18 protein-coding genes are annotated in these 16,630 nt (G+C 61.7%); 9 read left to right on the forward strand and 9 right to left on the reverse strand.

Translation table 11 applies throughout. From position 1 onward, the window contains the following. Positions 1 to 157: 157 nt before the first annotated feature. From AC3I65_RS03080 to AC3I65_RS03090, 3 genes are all read left to right on the forward strand, one after another. Complete coding sequence (locus AC3I65_RS03080) at positions 158 to 727, forward strand: GNAT family N-acetyltransferase (RefSeq protein ID WP_047229555.1); 570 nt, start codon at positions 158 to 160, stop codon at positions 725 to 727. Between the two features lie 102 nt (positions 728 to 829). Beyond that, complete coding sequence (gene tesB / locus AC3I65_RS03085; protein ID WP_047229556.1) at positions 830 to 1,699, forward strand: acyl-CoA thioesterase II; 870 nt, start codon at positions 830 to 832, stop codon at positions 1,697 to 1,699. Beyond that, a complete protein-coding gene (locus AC3I65_RS03090) occupies positions 1,696 to 2,289 on the forward strand; it encodes an HAD family hydrolase (protein ID WP_488523451.1) in 594 nt (197 codons plus the stop codon). Before tesB ends, AC3I65_RS03090 begins: the two co-directional genes overlap by 4 nt. 144 nt (positions 2,290 to 2,433) lie before the next feature. On the opposite strand, the gene AC3I65_RS03095 is transcribed toward AC3I65_RS03090, so the two are convergent. Together AC3I65_RS03095 and ypfJ are read right to left on the reverse strand one after the other, a co-directional pair. Further along, on the reverse strand, positions 2,434 to 3,381 hold the full coding sequence (locus AC3I65_RS03095) for an alpha/beta fold hydrolase (RefSeq protein WP_488523452.1): 948 nt from the start codon (positions 3,379 to 3,381) through the stop codon (positions 2,434 to 2,436). Further along, complete coding sequence (gene ypfJ / locus AC3I65_RS03100; RefSeq protein WP_047229559.1) at positions 3,381 to 4,268, reverse strand: KPN_02809 family neutral zinc metallopeptidase; 888 nt, start codon at positions 4,266 to 4,268, stop codon at positions 3,381 to 3,383. The genes AC3I65_RS03095 and ypfJ overlap by 1 nt, the downstream gene beginning before the upstream one ends. A 233-nt stretch (positions 4,269 to 4,501) precedes the next feature. Between ypfJ and AC3I65_RS03105 the strand changes: the two genes are divergently transcribed. Together AC3I65_RS03105 and AC3I65_RS03110 are read left to right on the forward strand one after the other, a co-directional pair. After that, positions 4,502 to 5,278, forward strand: coding sequence for an IclR family transcriptional regulator (locus tag AC3I65_RS03105; protein WP_047229560.1), 777 nt, complete (start codon positions 4,502 to 4,504; stop codon positions 5,276 to 5,278). 51 nt (positions 5,279 to 5,329) lie between these two features. Beyond that, the gene (locus tag AC3I65_RS03110; RefSeq protein WP_107322970.1) at positions 5,330 to 6,208 is read left to right on the forward strand and encodes a DMT family transporter; all 879 of its coding nucleotides are present in this window, start codon (positions 5,330 to 5,332) and stop codon (positions 6,206 to 6,208) included. Positions 6,209 to 6,344: 136 nt separating this feature from the next. On the opposite strand, the gene AC3I65_RS03115 is transcribed toward AC3I65_RS03110, so the two are convergent. Continuing rightward, a complete protein-coding gene (locus AC3I65_RS03115) occupies positions 6,345 to 7,682 on the reverse strand; it encodes an MFS transporter (protein ID WP_107322969.1) in 1,338 nt (445 codons plus the stop codon). Positions 7,683 to 7,955: 273 nt separating this feature from the next. Between AC3I65_RS03115 and quiC the strand changes: the two genes are divergently transcribed. Next, positions 7,956 to 9,857 carry a 3-dehydroshikimate dehydratase QuiC gene (gene quiC / locus AC3I65_RS03120; protein ID WP_160892565.1) on the forward strand — a complete coding sequence of 634 codons (1,902 nt, stop codon included), beginning with the start codon at positions 7,956 to 7,958 and terminating at the stop codon, positions 9,855 to 9,857. Positions 9,858 to 9,961: 104 nt separating this feature from the next. After that, positions 9,962 to 10,639: a TetR/AcrR family transcriptional regulator gene (locus AC3I65_RS03125; RefSeq protein WP_047229564.1), complete on the forward strand. Its 678-nt coding sequence runs from the start codon at positions 9,962 to 9,964 to the stop codon at positions 10,637 to 10,639. Positions 10,640 to 10,749: 110 nt separating this feature from the next. On the opposite strand, the gene AC3I65_RS03130 is transcribed toward AC3I65_RS03125, so the two are convergent. The 4 genes from AC3I65_RS03130 to AC3I65_RS03145 form a co-directional block, all read right to left on the reverse strand. After that, positions 10,750 to 11,601: a shikimate dehydrogenase gene (locus AC3I65_RS03130; RefSeq protein ID WP_370695173.1), complete on the reverse strand. Its 852-nt coding sequence runs from the start codon at positions 11,599 to 11,601 to the stop codon at positions 10,750 to 10,752. 5 nt (positions 11,602 to 11,606) lie between these two features. Continuing rightward, entirely contained in the window at positions 11,607 to 12,047 is a 441-nt protein-coding gene (gene aroQ / locus AC3I65_RS03135; protein WP_014340320.1) for a type II 3-dehydroquinate dehydratase, read from the reverse strand. A gap of 295 nt (positions 12,048 to 12,342) precedes the next feature. Beyond that, positions 12,343 to 13,422: a tRNA (uridine(54)-C5)-methyltransferase TrmA gene (trmA, locus tag AC3I65_RS03140; protein WP_305467349.1), complete on the reverse strand. Its 1,080-nt coding sequence runs from the start codon at positions 13,420 to 13,422 to the stop codon at positions 12,343 to 12,345. Further along, a complete protein-coding gene (locus tag AC3I65_RS03145) occupies positions 13,419 to 14,714 on the reverse strand; it encodes an NCS2 family permease (protein ID WP_305467351.1) in 1,296 nt (431 codons plus the stop codon). The genes trmA and AC3I65_RS03145 overlap by 4 nt, the downstream gene beginning before the upstream one ends. Positions 14,715 to 14,918: 204 nt before the next feature. Between AC3I65_RS03145 and AC3I65_RS03150 the strand changes: the two genes are divergently transcribed. Both AC3I65_RS03150 and AC3I65_RS03155 read left to right on the forward strand, forming a co-directional pair. Continuing rightward, positions 14,919 to 15,374, forward strand: a complete 456-nt coding sequence (locus AC3I65_RS03150) for a DUF4879 domain-containing protein (protein WP_076386416.1) — start codon at positions 14,919 to 14,921, stop codon at positions 15,372 to 15,374. Between the two features lie 75 nt (positions 15,375 to 15,449). Continuing rightward, positions 15,450 to 16,016, forward strand: coding sequence for a DJ-1 family glyoxalase III (locus AC3I65_RS03155; RefSeq protein ID WP_047229570.1), 567 nt, complete (start codon positions 15,450 to 15,452; stop codon positions 16,014 to 16,016). A gap of 6 nt (positions 16,017 to 16,022) precedes the next feature. Here the strand turns inward: AC3I65_RS03155 and AC3I65_RS03160 are convergent, their stop codons facing one another. Continuing rightward, complete coding sequence (locus tag AC3I65_RS03160) at positions 16,023 to 16,310, reverse strand: HigA family addiction module antitoxin (RefSeq protein WP_139051201.1); 288 nt, start codon at positions 16,308 to 16,310, stop codon at positions 16,023 to 16,025. Positions 16,311 to 16,324: 14 nt separating this feature from the next. After that, complete coding sequence (locus AC3I65_RS03165) at positions 16,325 to 16,603, reverse strand: type II toxin-antitoxin system RelE/ParE family toxin (RefSeq protein WP_188252417.1); 279 nt, start codon at positions 16,601 to 16,603, stop codon at positions 16,325 to 16,327. Positions 16,604 to 16,630 lie beyond the last annotated feature (27 nt).

Below are 16,630 nucleotides of genomic sequence, written 5' to 3' on the forward strand. Positions count from 1 at the left end.
TGTCGATAATTGATACCTGGCGCAGCCGCGTGGCTCACTCGATCAAGCTGGGCACGTCGCCTGCGTCTCCCACCTTGATCCCGGCAGCGGCCGTGGGCCGTTTATTTGGGCGTGGCGATTTCGCTTGAGTAGGCGTTGGGGCATGGAGAGGAAGCAAATGGAGCCGATACTGGAACTGCAAAGCGCGCGGTTGATACTGCGCCAGTGGCGCGACGCGGACTTGCCGGAGTTTGCCGCCATGTCTGCCGATGCGCAGGTGATGCGTTATTTTCCGGCGCCCCTGAGCCGCCTGGAAAGCGCCGCACTGATCGGGCGCGTGCGGGGGCATTTTGCCGAGCATGGCTTTGGTTTGTGGGCCCTGCAGCGCAAGGACACCGGGGCCTTTATCGGCTTTACCGGCCTGGGCGTGGTCGGGTTCGACGCGCACTTCACTCCGGCGATCGAGATCGGCTGGCGTCTGGCCCGTGAGCATTGGGGCCTGGGTTATGCCAGCGAAGCCGCATGGACGGCCTTGCGGTGTGCGTTCGATCGCCTGGGGCTGGATGAGGTGGTGGCGTTCGCCGCCGTCGATAACCTGCCATCGCAGAAAGTCATGCAAGCCATCGGCATGCATCATGACCCGGCCGATGACTTTGAACACCCAAAGCTCGCCGTCGGTCATCCATTGCGTCAACATGTGCTCTATCGTATCAACCGTGAACAGTGGCTACAGACCCTGCACGGTTAGCCGACACGGACGTTTACAATGCCCGCCACAATGGCCCGGGCCAACAATCGATCCACCGTCGCAGCACCGACTGCGCGGTTGAGCTGTGTGAGGAAAGTCTGAATGAGCCACGTGTTGGAAGATCTGGTCGACCTGCTGACCCTGGAACCCATCGAAGAGAACCTGTTTCGCGGTCGCAGCCAGGACCTGGGGTTTCGCCAGTTGTTCGGCGGCCAGGTGCTGGGCCAGTCACTGTCGGCGGCCAGCCAGACCGTGGAAGAGGCCCGTCATGTGCATTCGATGCACGGTTACTTCCTGCGCCCGGGCGATGCGGCCTTGCCGGTGGTCTACCAGGTGGACCGGGTGCGTGACGGCGGCAGTTTCAGCACCCGCCGGGTCACGGCGATCCAGAAGGGCAACCCGATTTTCACGTGCAGCGCTTCGTTTCAATACGACGAGCAGGGTTTTGAGCACCAGAACTCCATGCCCCAGGTGGTCGGGCCGGAGAACCTGCCTTCGGAGCTGGAACTGACCCAGCAGCGGGCGCACCTGCTGCCCGAGCACATGCGGGAAAAACTGCTGTGCCCCAAACCGATCGAGGTGCGCCCGGTCACCGAGAAAGATCCCTACAATCCGCAGCCGGCCGATCCGGTCAAGTACGTGTGGTTCCGGGCCGATGGTGCCCTGGCGGACTCACCGGCCCTGCATAAATACCTGTTGGCCTACGCCTCGGATTTCGGTCTGTTGACCACCTCGATGCTGCCCCACGGCAAATCGGTTTGGCAAAAGGATATGCAGGTCGCCAGCCTCGACCACGCCTTGTGGTTCCACGCCGACCTGCGTGCCGACGACTGGTTGCTCTATGCGATGGACAGCCCGTGGGCCGGCAACTCCCGTGGGTTTTCTCGTGGCAGCGTGTTCAATCGCGCCGGACAGCTGGTGGCGTCGGTGACCCAGGAAGGCCTGATTCGCCACCGCAAGGACTGGGCATGAGCCTGGCCGCTGTGCGGCATTGGGTGTTCGACATGGACGGTACGCTGACCATCGCCGTGCATGATTTTTCGGCGATTCGCGTGGCCCTGGCGATCCCGGCCGAAGACGACATTCTGACCCACCTGGCGGCATTGCCGGCCGACGAAGCCGCAGCCAAGCATGCCTGGTTGCTGGAACACGAGCGGGACCTGGCGCTGGGCTCCCGGCCTGCGCCGGGAGCGATCGAGCTGGTACGCGAGCTGGCGCAGCGGGGTTACCGCCTGGGGATCCTGACGCGCAACGCTCGCGAACTGGCCCACGTGACCCTGCAAGCTATCGGTCTGGCGGACTGTTTCGCCGTGGAAGATGTGCTGGGCCGCGACGAAGCGCCGCCCAAGCCCCATCCCGGCGGCCTGTTGAAACTGGCCGAGGCCTGGAGTGTGGCGCCCGAGGCGATGGTGATGGTGGGTGACTACCGTTTCGACCTGGACTGCGGCCGTGCGGCGGGGGCGCGGACGGTGCTGGTGAACCTGCCGGACAATCCTTGGCCGGAGCTGGCGGACTGGCATGCGCGTGATTGCGGGGAGTTGCGGCGGATGCTGTCGGCTTGAAAGAGGGGTTGGCTGATAGATAGCTATCGCGAGCAGGCTCGCTCCCACAAGGGGATCTGAGTCGATCAAAAAGTGTGTGTCCACCGCAGATCTATTGTGGGAGCGAGCTTGCTCGCGATGAGGCCCTGTCTACCACTACACCACTCACGGACCAAACAGCGCCTTCTGCCCCTCAGCCGAATTGAACATCCCATCCCCGTTATGCCCCACCCCCGGCACTTCGATCAGCCGCTGGTTCAGCCCCTCGGGATGACGCCGGGTCAGGTAGTCGAAAAAGAACTGCCCGCGCAGTAACCGATACGGCCCTTGGGTCTGCGCTTCACAGCCTTTATCCAGCGCAGGGTGCTCAGGGTCGATGTCCTGTTGCCCAAGCAGATAAACGATGTCGCGTTTGATGTAGTTGTCTTCCAGTTGAGCGGGGGGGTGCCCGGCGGCATAGGCGGGCAGGTTCTGCAGGCCGTACTTCCAATGGTTGAAGCCGGGACAACCGGCCGGGTCGAAGGCCATGGGGCGCTGCGCATCGAAATAGGCATAGGAGGAGGGGTTGGCGATGACGAATCTGGGGGCGATCCGGGTTTGACCGCGAGCGAGCAGGGCGTAGCGCTGCGCGACCTGCGCGCCGCCGGAATGGCCCGCGATGACGATCTCTTTCACCTCGGGAAACTGCTGCCGGTCACTGACCCGGGCGACGATGTCGTCGATGACTTGAAAGGAACTGACCGCCTTGGGCCCCGTGGATAAGCCGCCGGCCATCCAGTCGTTGCCTTGCCAGCGCAACAGGTCATTGGGCAACTGATGGCGGGCAACGTCATGTTCGTTGAGAAACTGCGGGGCGATGATCAGGGTCGTGGTCAGTTGACCGGCGTGTGCGGCGGCCTTTTCGGCGCTGTGCAGATAGGTCTGGGCGTTGCGCAGCCGGCCATGGAGGATGATCAACACGCGCTGGATAGACGCCGGGGGTGGACTCACGCCGACGACCATGGCGCCGCCCTTGAGCTGCAGTCGCCCTTGAGCGACCACGCCCACGCCCTGTTCGTCTGCCTGGGTAAAAGTGCAGCACAGCAGCAGGCTGAGGAGGGCGCCCCACTTCATTACAGATTTTTTGCCGCGAAGGTGTCGCATTGGCTGACCTGACCCTGGGCAAACCCGGTCTTGAACCAGCGAACCCGTTGCGCCGAGGTGCCGTGGGTGAAGGAGTCCGGCACTACCCGGCCCTGGCCCTGCTGCTGAAGGCGGTCATCACCGATGGCGTTGGCGGCGGTCAAGGCCTCTTCAATGTCCCCCGGCTCCAGCCAGTTCAGGCGCTTCTGTGCATGGTTGGCCCAGACGCCCGCCAGGCAGTCGGCCTGTAATTCCTGACGGACCAGCAGACCACCATCGCCTTCCATCTGGCGGCCCTGACGGCGAGCCTCCTGGATTTTTGCCGACACCCCGAGCAGGGTCTGGACGTGATGCCCGACCTCATGGGCGATGACGTAGGCCTGGGCGAAATCCCCAGCGGCGGAGAACCGTTGGGACATTTCCTGGAAGAAACTCATGTCCAGGTAGACCTGTTTATCGGCCGGGCAATAGAACGGGCCGGTGGCTGATGAGGCGAGGCCGCAAGCCGAGTTGACCCGACCGCTGAACAGCACCAGTTTGGGTTGTTGGTACTGGCGCCCGGCCTGCTGGAAGACCTGGCCCCAGGTGTCTTCGGTATCACCCAGGATTGAGCGCACGAACTCGGCCTGTTCATCGTTCGCTGGCGGCGCCTGCCGGGTTTGGGAGGAGGCGGGGGCCGAGGTCTGGTCCATCTGCCCGGCCAGTTGCCCGAGAATCTGCATGGGGTCCTGGCCGGTGATCCAGCCGATACCGACGATCAGGACAATGGCCGTCAGGCTCAGCCCCTTGCCGCCACCGAAACGCATCCCACCACCGCCGCCACCGTCACCGCGGGCGTCCACCACGTTGTCACTGCGGCGACCTTTTTTCCATAACATGTGGGAAATCCTCTGATTGACCGTGTGAAGAGTGTTGCCGCTGAGTGGGGTTGCCGCCAGTTCACGGATAGACATTCGCAGTGAGTCTAGCGTTTGAAGGCGCAGGCTGTACGCCTGAGCTCTCAGGCAATCGCCACGGGTTTTGGTTCATCCGTCAACAATGAATGTCTGGTTCCAGAATTTGCATTACACTTCGCATATTTTGGAATCAGCCTCTCTCCTCTGGATTTTTCATGGCCGGCAGTCAAATCGAACGGGTTTTCAATGTGCTGGAAAGTCTCGCCAGCGATCCCCACGGCTGGGCTCTGCAAGGGTTGGCCGAACAATTACAGATTCCCAAGAGCGCCACGCACCGGCTGCTTGCTGAACTGACGCGCCTGGGTTACGTGCGCCAGAATCCCGAGAACCTGCGTTATCACTTGTCGACCCGCCTGGTCGCCCTGGGCTTTCGCTACCTGTCGCGCAGTGGTGCCGACATCGTGCAGCCGGTGCTCGATCGTCTGGCTCGGGAAAGCGGTGAACTGGTGCGCCTGGGTGTGATCGAGGGTGATCGCCAGACCTGGATTGCCAAGTCCCAGGGCGCTCGCTCCGGGTTGCGCTACGACCCTGACATGGGCCGCGAGACGCCATTGGTCTATACCGCGTCGGGCCATGCCTGGCTGGCGTGCATGAGCGATGCCGAGGCGCTGTCGCTGGTGGACCGCCAGGCCCTGAAAATGCCGGCGGACGTGGGCCCCAACGCGCCGCGTGACAGCGTTGAACTGCTTCAATACCTGCGTCAGGCCCGGGAGCAGGGCTATGCCTGTGTCGAGGAAAGTTCGGCGGTCGGCACCTCTGCCATTGCAGCCGTGGTGCGTCATCCGCTGGATGGCCGGGTCTTGGGCGTGCTCAGCATCGCCGGCCCCACCGCCCGGATGACGCGATCGAGGCTGCATGAGCTGGCGCCGACCTTGCTTGCGTTTACCGAGGAATTGTCACACGCCAGCCAGGCATCGGAGTTGTTCAGCTGAATCGCCGTCGCAGACATCGGCTCCCTACATCAAGCAACACAGGATTCCTACATGACCGTCAGCACTCCGCTTTCCGGCGTCAATCAGGCCTTCAAGGGCATCCTGTTGATACTCTGCGCGACGTTCCTGTTCTCCAGCCATGACGCCTTGTCCAAATACCTTTCAGGGTTCTATCCGATCATCATGGTGGTGTGGGCGCGTTATGTCGTGCACACGCTGTTGATGGCAGGGATTTTCCTGCCGCGTTCGGGGCTGCGAGTGCTGCGTACCAAGCGTCCGTTATGGCAGTTGGCGCGTGCGTTGTGTCTGTTGGGCACCAGCCTGTTCTTCACCACGGCGCTGCTATACATCCCTTTGGCGGAAGCGACCGCGGTCAACTTCCTGGCGCCCGTGCTGGTCACTGCATTGTCGGTGCCTTTGCTGGGCGAACACGTGACGCGCGGCCAATGGGTCGCGGTGATCTTCGGCTTTATCGGGGTGTTGATCATTGTCCATCCGGGCGGTGACCTGTTCACGCCAGCGGTGTTATTGCCGTTCTGTTCGGCGCTGTTTTTCTGTTTCTATCAACTGCTCACTCGCAAGCTCAGTGAGATTGACAGCCCGACCACCAGCAACTTCTTCGCCGGCTTGTGCAATACGTTGGTGATGAGCGCCCTGGTGCCGTTCTTCTGGCAGGTGCCAAGCCTGGTGCATGGGGCAATGATGCTTGCGTTGGGAGCGTGTGGGATGACGGCGCACCTGATGCTGACCCAGGCCTTCCGCTTCGCCGCCCCGGCGCTGCTGGCACCGTTCGGGTATTGCCAGATCGTATTTGCCGGCCTGTTGGGTTGGTTGCTGTTCAGCCATACGCCAACGTTGACCACGGTGTTCGGCATCGTGCTGATCTGCCTCAGCGGGCTGGCGGCGGCGTGGCAACAGCGGCGGAGCTAACGCGCACCGTGGTGGGATCGATTGTGGGAGCAAGGCTTGCCCGCGATGAAGACGATACGGTCCTGAGTGAACCGAGGTGCCTGCATCGGGGGTAAGCCGTGCTCCCACATGGGGATGAATCCCGGGCTGACTGGTATCAGCTTTCCAGCGTCGGCACCTTGCGCGGTGCCATGAAGTACAACCAGATCAGGGCAATGAAGTACATCGCCGGGATCAGGGTGAACAGTACGGTGTAGTTGTTGTGGGTCACCGTGAGGATGTGGCCCACCAACTGGGTCATGAACATCCCGCCGACGGCGGCGCACATGCCGCCAAAGCCGAACACCGTGCTCATCATGTGCTTGGGCGTGTAGTCCATCACGAGGCTCCAGATGTTGGCGGTCCAGGCCTGGTGCGCGCCGATGGCCAGGGAGATGGCAAACACCGCCATCCACAGGCTGCTGGAACCGGCGGCCAGGATCACGCCGATGATGCAGCAGGCGAACAGCAACATGGAAATCAGCCGCGCCTTGATCGGGTTCAGACCGCGACCGATCAGGAATGAAGACAGAATCCCGCCGCCCACGCTGCCGAAATCGGCGGTGAGGTAAATGATGATCAGCGGGATGCCCATCTGGGTCACGTTGATGCCCAGGTTGTATTGCTGGTTCAGGAACGGCGGCAACCAGTAGAGGTAGAACCAGAACACCGGTGCGGTGATCGAGTAGGCCAGGGCGAACGCCCAGGTGCCGCGCATGCGCAGGATACGGGAGAAGGGCACGCGGACCTGATCGGGTTCGTCCTGGGCCTGGATGTAGTCCAGTTCCGCCTGTTTGACGCTGGGATGATCCTCCGGGTTGAAGTATTTCAGGCCCCAGAACACCAGCCAGATCCCGCCCAGCGCGGCCATGCACAGGAACGCAGCCTGCCAGCCCCACACCTGCAGGACCAGCGGCAGCAGCATTGGCGTGAACATCGCGCCAACGTTGGTTCCGGCGTTGAAAATACCGGTCGCCACGGCCCGTTCACCGGCCGGGAACCATAGCCGTGTGGTCTTCACGCAGGCCGGGTAGTTGGCGGCTTCGGTCAGGCCCAGGATGAATCGGCAGACCATGAAGCCCACCGCCGACGTGGCCAGGCCATGGGCGCCGGTCGCCAGGCTCCAGAGCAGTACGGCGCAGAAGAACACACGCTTGACGCCGATCCGGTCGATCAGTCGGCCTTGCAGCACGAAACCGATGGCATAACCAACCTGGAACCAGAAGTTGATGTTGGCGTAATCCATCGCCGTCCAGCTCATTTCCTTGGCGAGAATGGGCTGCATCACGCCCAGTGCGGCGCGGTCGATGTAGTTCAGGGTGGTGGCGAAAAACACCAGGGCGAGCATGCCCCAACGGGTTTTGCCCACGGCCAGGGCGCCGCGGATCTTGTCACCGACGCCAGCGGTTGTGGCACCCAGGACGGGGGGCAGGCGGGAGCTTTGGGAGGGAATCATAGCGTGTACCCGTTTTTGAAATTCTTATGGTGTGGTCTTGGGTCTGTTCAAAGGTGCCGACGATCAGGGCGGCCTCAATGAGGGGCCGATGGTGCGCAGTGAGCAAAAAACCGTCAATTCGTTGATCGGGCATTGTGTTCGATAATCGCCCAAAAAACTAACCGGATGGTACATATTAAATTGCTGAAACAAACCTCCAGCTCAATAATCGGCTCACTCTTTCAAAAGCGGCACACCTGTGTGTAGCCGATGCCTGTCCCGGGAGCCGAAGCCATGCAGCGTTCCATTGCCACCGTGTCCTTGAGCGGTACCCTGCCGGAGAAACTTGAAGCCATTGCCGCCGCCGGTTTCGACGGCGTGGAGATCTTCGAGAACGACCTTCTCTATTACGATGGCAGCCCTCGGGAAATCAGGCAGATGTGCGCCGACCTGGGCATCGCCATCACGCTTTTCCAACCGTTTCGGGATTTTGAAGGTTGCCGTCGCGAACGCCTTGCGCGCAATCTGGAGCGGGCCGAGCGCAAGTTCGACCTGATGCAGGAGCTGGGCACCGACCTGGTGCTGGTGTGCAGTAATGCCTCGGCCGACAGCCTGGGTGATGAGCAGATTTTGGTGGATGACCTGCGATTGCTGGCCGAACGAGCCGGGGCGCGAGGCTTGCGCATCGGTTACGAGGCGCTGGCCTGGGGCCGGCACGTCAATACTTATCAACAGGTCTGGAACATCGTGCGTCAGGCCGACCACCCCAGTCTGGGGGTGTTGCTCGACAGCTTCCATACCTTGTCCCTCAAGGGCGATCCGAGTGCGATTGCCCAGATCCCCGGTGACAAGATTTTCTTCGTGCAAATGGCTGATGCGCCGATCCTGGCGATGGATGTCCTGGAATGGAGTCGGCATTTCCGTTGCTTCCCAGGCCAGGGCGAGTTCGATCTACCGGGCTTCCTGGCACCGATCATCAAGAGTGGCTACACCGGGCCATTGTCGCTGGAGATTTTCAACGACGGTTTCCGCGCCGCGCCACCACGGGCCAATGCCGCCGACGGCCTGCGTTCGTTGCTGTACCTGGAGGAGAAGACCCGCCAGCGGCTGGCCGAAGAGGCCGAACCGGCAAGCCATGCTGACATCCTGTTCGCCACGCCACCGGCCAGCGAATACAACGGTATCGAATTCCTTGAGTTTGCCGTGGACGACAGTCTTGGCGCGAAGCTGTCCCATTGGCTGGAACGGTTGGGGTTCGTCAAGGCCGGCCAGCATCGCTCCAAGAACGTGAGCCTGCTGCGCCAGGGCGACATCAACCTGATCCTCAATTGCGAACCCTATTCGTTTGCCCACAGCTTTTTCGAAGCTCACGGGCCATCGCTGTGCGCCACCGCCGTGCGGGTCAAAAACAGCGCCAGCGCCCTGGAGCGGGCCGTGGCCTACAAGGGCCAGCCTTATCGCGGCCTGGTGGGGCCCAACGAGTTGGAGTTGGCGGCGGTGCGTGCACCGGACGGCAGCCTGATTTACCTGGTGGATCAGGACGCCGACGTCTACGGCACCGATTTCAACCTGCAACCGGGCGCTGTCATCGGTGCCGGACTCAAGCGCATCGACCACATGGCAATGGCGCTGCCGGCCGATAGCCTCGACAGCTGGGTGCTGTTCTACAAGAGCCTGCTGGATTTCGAAGCCGACGACGAAGTGGTGCTGCCCGACCCGTATGGCCTGGTAAAGAGTCGCGCCCTGCGTAGCCGTTGCAGTTCGATCCGCTTACCGCTCAATATTTCCGAGAACCGTAACACCGCGATCTCCCATGCGCTGTCCAGTTATCGCGGCTCCGGCGTGCACCACATCGCCTTCGACTGCGATGACATCTTTGCCCAGGTCAGCCGCGCCAAAGAGGCCGGTGTGCCGCTGCTGGACATTCCGCTCAACTATTACGATGACCTCGCGGCGCGTTTCGATTTCGATGATGAGTTTCTCAGCGAGCTGGCTTATTTCAACGTGTTGTACGACCGAGATGCCCAGGGCGGTGAATTGTTTCACGTCTACACCGAGCCGTTCGAAGGGCGCTTCTTCTTTGAAATCATCCAGCGCAAGAACGGCTATGCCGGCTACGGCGCCGCCAATGTCGCGGTAAGGCTGGCAGCCATGGCCAAGTCCCGCAGCGGTGGCTTGCGGCACGCCAAGTTGTAGGCAAATCGTAAACGCGGCGGTAAAGGGCAACCCCGTGGCTTGGCTTGACTGCGCGGTGCGGCCCATAATCGCCAACCTGTGCAGTGATGGCCGTGAGCCCCGCAATGACTACGAATTCAGAGCTTTCCGCAGACCTCGACGAACCTGTCGTCGAGCCGCGCAAGAGTCGCAAGAACAACCCGGAGAAAACCCGGGAAAACATTCTTCAGGAAGCCATCGTCGAGTTCGTCCAGCAGGGCCTGTCCGGCGCTCGGGTCGACGCCATTGCTGAGCGCATCCACACCTCCAAGCGCATGATCTACTACTACTTCGGCAGCAAGGAGCAGTTGTACGTCGAGGTGCTGGAAAAACTCTACGGCGATATCCGCAACACTGAGAGCCGCCTGCACTTGGCGGAACTGGCCCCGGTCGATGCGATCCGGCGCCTGGTGGAATTCACCTTCGACCACCATGACCGCAATGTGGATTTCGTGCGCATCGTCTGCATCGAAAACATTCACAACGCCGAGTACGTCAAGCAATCGGGCGCCATCAAGGCAATGACCAATACCATCCTTGATTCCCTGGGCGTGATCCTGCGCCGAGGTGCCGAAGAGGGGGTGTTCCGCGCCGGCCTGGAACCGCTGGATGTGCATCTGCTGATCAGTTCGTTCTGCTTTTACCGCGTGTCCAACCGCCACACATTCGGTGAGATTTTTCAGATCGATTTGCCGGACGAAGCGATCAAGCAGCGTCATCGCCAGATGATTTGTGAGTCGGTGTTGCGGTATCTGCAGGCCTGACCTTGAAACCTTTGTGGGAGCGAGCCTGCTCGCGATAGCGGTGAATCAGTCAGTGTTGATGTGGCTGACATACCGCTATCGCGAGCAGGCTCGCTCCCACAAGGGTGGTTTCAGTGATTCATGCTCTGGAAATGCTCCAGCATCCGCTGCGCATCCGGCGCTACGCCGCTGAACAGCTCGAACGCCTTCACCGCCTGGAACACGGCCATGTTGCCGCCATCCAGCGTGCGGCAACCCAGGGCGCGGGCGTTGCGCAGCAGTTCGGTTTCCAGGGGGAAGTAGACAATTTCCGCGACCCACAATTGGCCCCGCAGCAGCTCCACCGGCACCGGCATGCCCGGCAGTTTCGCCATGCCCATGGGCGTGGTATTCACCAGGCCGTCCGCCTCGGCCATCGCTGTAGGCAAATCATGTCCGGCCCGGGCGCGGCCAGGACCGAAGTGTTGATTCAGGTTGTTTGCCAGTGCTTCGGCACGGCTGACTTCAACATCAAAAATGCTCAGCGTCTGTATGCCTTCTGCCAACAGCGCGTGGGCCACCGCCGCGCCTGCGCCGCCGGCACCCATCTGGACCACGTGCTTGCGCGCCACTTCACCCAGGCCGCGGCGAAACCCTTCGGCGAACCCCAGGCAGTCGGTGTTGTGGCCGATGCGTTTGCCCTCCTTGAACACCACGGTATTCACCGCGCCAATGCCCCTGGCCTCGGGCGACAGCTCGTCGAGCAACGGGATGATCGCCTGTTTGCAGGGAAAGGTGATGTTCAGGCCGGTGAAGTTCATGCGCTCGGCGGCCTTGAGCAAATCGGGCAGGGCGCCGCTGTCGAGTCCCAGGGCGTCCAGGTCGATCAGTCGATAGAGGTAACGCATGCCCTGGGCATCGCCCTCGCGCTCATGGAGCGCAGGGGTGCGCGAAGCCTGGATGCCCGCACCAATCAGGCCGGCAAGCACGGTGATATTCGACATGCTCATCAACCCTTCAACCGCTGACTGAAATGCTCCAGCGCCAGGCGATAACCATGGCTGCCAAACCCGCACATCACACCGATGGCGACCGATGAAACAAAGGAGTGATGACGGAACGTTTCGCGGGCGTGAACGTTGGACAGGTGCACCTCGATCACCGGGACTTCGCTGGCGACCAGCGCATCACGGATCGCTACCGAGGTGTGGGTCCAGGCTGCCGGGTTGATGACGATGCCGGCACACCGACCGCGGGCGCCATGCACCCAGTCGAGCAATTCGCCTTCCTGATTGGTCTGGCGAAACTCTACCGCCAGGCCGAATTCTTCAGCGGCGCGGCCGCACAGTGCGGAGATGTCCGCCAGGGTTTCGTGGCCATAAGTCGCCGGCTCGCGGGTACCGAGCAGGTTCAGGTTCGGGCCGTTGAGCACCAGAACGATCGGAGGCATCGCAATTTCTCCACAATTTTTATTGTTGGTGTCGGCGGATTTCAGCCGGTGGAGATAAATTGTACTAGATGGTTAATTTGGTCAAACAAAGCCGATGGCATCGGGCAATAAGTGTTCGATGATCGAACATGATCTTGGTCGGGAGGTGAGGGAGGGCACTGGTGGCGAGGGGATTTATCTGTGGGAGCAAGGCTTGCCCGCGATACAGGCGGCTCAAATTCTGAACGACCGCATTGCCTGTATCGCGGGCAAGCCTTGCTCCCATATAGCTTTGCCCTGTCCAGCCCCGCAGCGTTTAGCGCCGCGTCAACAACACCCCGGATTCCATGTGATGGGTCCAAGGGAATTGATCGAACATCGCGCAGCGCGTGATGCGGTGGGTGTCGTGCAGTTGCGCGATGTTGGCGGCGAGGGTTTCCGGGTTGCACGAGATGTAGAGGATGTTCTCGAAACGCCGGGTCAGTTCGCAGGTGTCCGGGTCCATGCCGGCGCGGGGCGGGTCGACGAAGACGCTGCCGAATGCGTAGCTCTTGAGGTCGATGCCGTGCAAGCGACGGAACGGGCGGACTTCGTTCAGGGCTTCGGTCAGTTCTTCAGCGGACAGGCGCACCAGAGTCACGTTATCCACAGCGTTTCCGCTGAGGTTGCTCAGCGCGGCGTTCACCGACGTCTTGCTGATTTCGGTCGCCAGCACTTTGCGCACGCGGGTGGCCAAAGGCAGGGTGAAGTTGCCGTTGCCGCAGTACAACTCCAGCAGGTCGTCGCTGCGATCGCCCAAGGCCTCGTAGGCCCAGTTGAGCATCTTCTGGTTCACGGTGCCGTTGGGCTGGGTGAAGGCGCCTTCAGGTTGGCGATAGCTGAAAGTGCGGCCACCGACGTCGAGTTTCTCCACCACGTAATCATGGCCGATCACTTCCCGTTTGCCTTTGGAGCGCCCGATGATACTCACACCGAGGTCGCTCGCCAGTTTCGTGGCCGCTGCGTGCCAGTGCTCATCCAGCGGGCGGTGGTAACACAGGGTGATCATCGCATCGCCGGCCAGGGTGGTCAGGAACTCCACCTGGAACAGCTTATGACTCAGCGGCGCGCTGGCTTGCCAGGCCGCCTTGAGTTGCGGCATCAACTGGTTGATGCGCAGGCTGGCGATGGGAAACTGCTCGATGAGGATCGGCGTGCGCTTGTCGTCTTGGGAGAACATCGCGTAATGCCGTTCGCCGGCCTCGCGCCACAGGCGGAATTCGGCCCGCAGGCGGAAGTGCTCCAGCGGTGAGTCGAACACCGCTGGCTCCGGCGCATCGAACGGGGCCAGCAGGTCACGCAAGCGGCTGACCTTGTCCTGGAGCTGAGTGGCGTAGGCCTGGGAGTCAAAAGTCATGCGTTGAACCAACCCAACTTGATCACGAACAGAATCGACAGGATGACCAGCGCCGGGTTCAGCTCACGGCCACGGCCAGACACCAGTTTGATGGCGGTCCAGGCGATGAAGCCGAAGGCAATGCCGTTGGCGATGGAATAGGTGAACGGCATCGCCAGCGCGGTAATCACCACGGGAGCGGCCACGGTGATGTCGTCCCAGTCGATTTCCGCCAGGCCTGAGGTCATCAGCACGGCGACGAACAACAGCGCCGGTGCGGTGGCGAAGGCCGGGACACTGGAGGCCAGTGGCGAAAAGAACAACGCCAGCAGAAACAGGATCGCCACGACGATGGCGGTCAGGCCGGTGCGGCCGCCGGCGCTGACGCCCGCCGCCGACTCGATGTAGCTGGTGGTGGTGGAGGTGCCCAGCAGCGAACCGGCCATGGCGGCGGTGCTGTCGGCGATCAGTGCCCGCCCCATCTTCGGCATGTGGCCGTCCTTGCCCATCAGTCCGGCGCGCTTGGCGACGCCGATCAGGGTGCCGGAATTGTCGAACAGGTCGACGAACAGGAAGGCGAAAATCACGCTCACCAGACCGATGTCCAGGGCGCCCTTGATGTCCAGTTGCAGGAAGGTCGGCGCCAGGGACGGCGGCATCGACATCACGCCGCCGAACGGGGTGAAGCCCATCAGGATCGAAACGATGGTGACTGCCAGGATGCCGATGAGCACGGCACCGCGCACTTTCAGCGCTTCGAGGGCGACGATCAGGACGAAGCCGAGGGTAGCGAGGATCGGCGCGGGTTGTTTCAAATCACCGAGGCCGACCATGGTTGCCGGGTTTTTCACCACGATGCCGGCGTTATTCAGGGCGATCAGCGCCAGGAACAGGCCGATACCGGCGGCGATGGCCGAGCGCAGGGGCAGCGGGATGCTGTTGATGATCCACTCGCGGATACGAAAGATCGACAGCAGGAAGAACAACACGGCGGAAATGAACACCGCACCCAGCGCCACCTGCCAGGTATGGCCCATGTGCAGGACCACGGTGTAGGTGAAAAACGCATTCAGGCCCATGCCCGGCGCGAGGGCGATCGGGTAGTTGGCGATCAGGCCCATGGTGGTGGAGCCGATGGCCGCCGCCAGGCAGGTGGCGACGAACAACGCACCTTTGTCCATGCCGGTTTCGCCGAGGATGCTCGGGTTGACGAACAGAATGTAGGCCATGGCCAGGAAGGTGGTGACGCCCGCCAGAATCTCGGTTCGCACGTTGGTGTTGTGTGCCTTGAGTTGAAACAGCCTTTCCAGCATGTCTGCTCCCCGTGGCGCGCCGGGCGCCGTGAATGTATCGACCTCAACAGCAAAGCACAGACCGCCAGGGGCGCTCGGGAATTTTCTGTGGGTCGGAAAAAGCCGCGCATCATACCAGCAGCGTGGCGCTGTGGCTGCGATCGTCGTCGATGTTTTGCCCAAGCGCCAAGTCGGCCATACTGCGCGCGGTTCCGGGAGGTCTTTATGCATCGTATGAAAAAACACCTATTGGTCGCATGGGGGTGTGCGCTGGGCCTGGGGTTACCCGGGCAGGCCGTCAATGCCGCTTCGGCGCCGCCCCTGAGCGAGGTCAAGGTGCTCAAGGTCGAGTCGCCCGCCTGCGGCTTCGAGGACATCGCCCAAGGGCAAGAACAGACCCGTTGCAATCACAGCGGCCCGAGTATCAAGGTCTATGTGCTGGAAGTGGGGTATGGCCGTCAGCCTCACGTCACGCTGGACGGCTTTGAAGTCGATGGCACCCGCTCGCCGGTCTGTGCGTTCAGCAATGGCAACCTGAATGATTGTTCCGTGCGGAGCAAAACGGTTGGCTATTTGTATGTCTTCGATCTGAAGGGCAAGCAGGAAGGCACCTTCAGCTTCAGCAACCAGTCGATCAACGCACCAGGCAACCGGATGTCGACCCAGCTGTACATCAAATGACCTTCCAGCCTGACAAGCCGCACGCGGCCCGGCAAACCTGACTAGGCTTCATAAACCACCCAGCGGAGAACACCGATGATGCCTGGAACCAAGATCCCCCGAGCCCTGATAGCCGTCGCCGAAGGTGTCGACGACTTGCAGACCGTTACGCTGATCGACGTGCTGCGTCGAGCTCAGGTCGAAGTGGTGGTGGCAAGTATCGAAGGGCGGCGGATGCTCACCTGTGCCCGCGGCACGCGCCTGACCGCCGACGGTATGCTGGTGGACTTGTTGGCGCAGGACTTTGATCTGATCGTCCTGCCCGGCGGCATCATCGGCGCCCAACACCTGGCGGCCCATCAGCCACTGCGACAACTGATCAAGGACCAGGCCGCCACTGGACGTTTCTTCGCCGCCATCGCCGAAGCCCCGGCCCTTGCCTTGCAGGCGTTCGGCGTACTGCGCCAGCGCCGCATGACCTGCCTGCCCGCCGTGAGCCAGCAACTGTCCGGTTGCAATTTTGTCGATCAGCCGGTGGTGGTGGACGGCAACTGCATCACCGCCCAAGGCTCGGCTGCCGCGCTGGCGTTTGCCTTGACGCTGGTGGAACAGCTCTGTGGCAAGGGCGTGAGGGGCGTGGTGGCGGCGGAGTTGCTGGCCTGACAGGCATCAGGCGTGGTGAGGTAAGCGTTCGATCAAAGGTTGTTCACGCTGCTCGGCTTGCCACAGATCATAGTCCGTCTGAACACCCAGCCAGACCCTGGCCTTGCCGATCCCGGCCCGTTCCAGGCGCACGGCCAGATCGGGGCTGACGGGGGCATGGCCGTGCAATACCCGAGAGAGATGCGGTCGGGCGAAGCCCAAATGCCGCGCCAGCTCGGTGACTGTGATGCCCAGTTCGGGTAACACATCCATCAGTAGCGTTTCGCCAGGGTGTGGCGGATTGTGCATGGGCATGTTCCAGCCTCCTGTCAGTGGTAGTCCAGATAATCGACCAGTTCGATATCCGATCCGCTAAAACGAAAAATAATCCGCCAGTTTCCCGAAACACTCAGCGACCAGTATTCAACCAGCTCACCTCTGAGTGGATGCAGTCGCCATCCGGGGATATCCAAGTCGTCAGGCGACTGCGCCCGGTCCATGAACTGGAGCATGCGAGCCAGGCGGTTTCCATGGTCAGCCCGGATTCCACGGGTCGAACCCGTTTCATAGAAGATCCTGAGGCCTTTGTGTCGGAAGGATTTAATCATGGAATCGAGTGTAAGGCGATACATTAC

The organism is Pseudomonas sp. N-1-13, assembly GCF_057787095.1.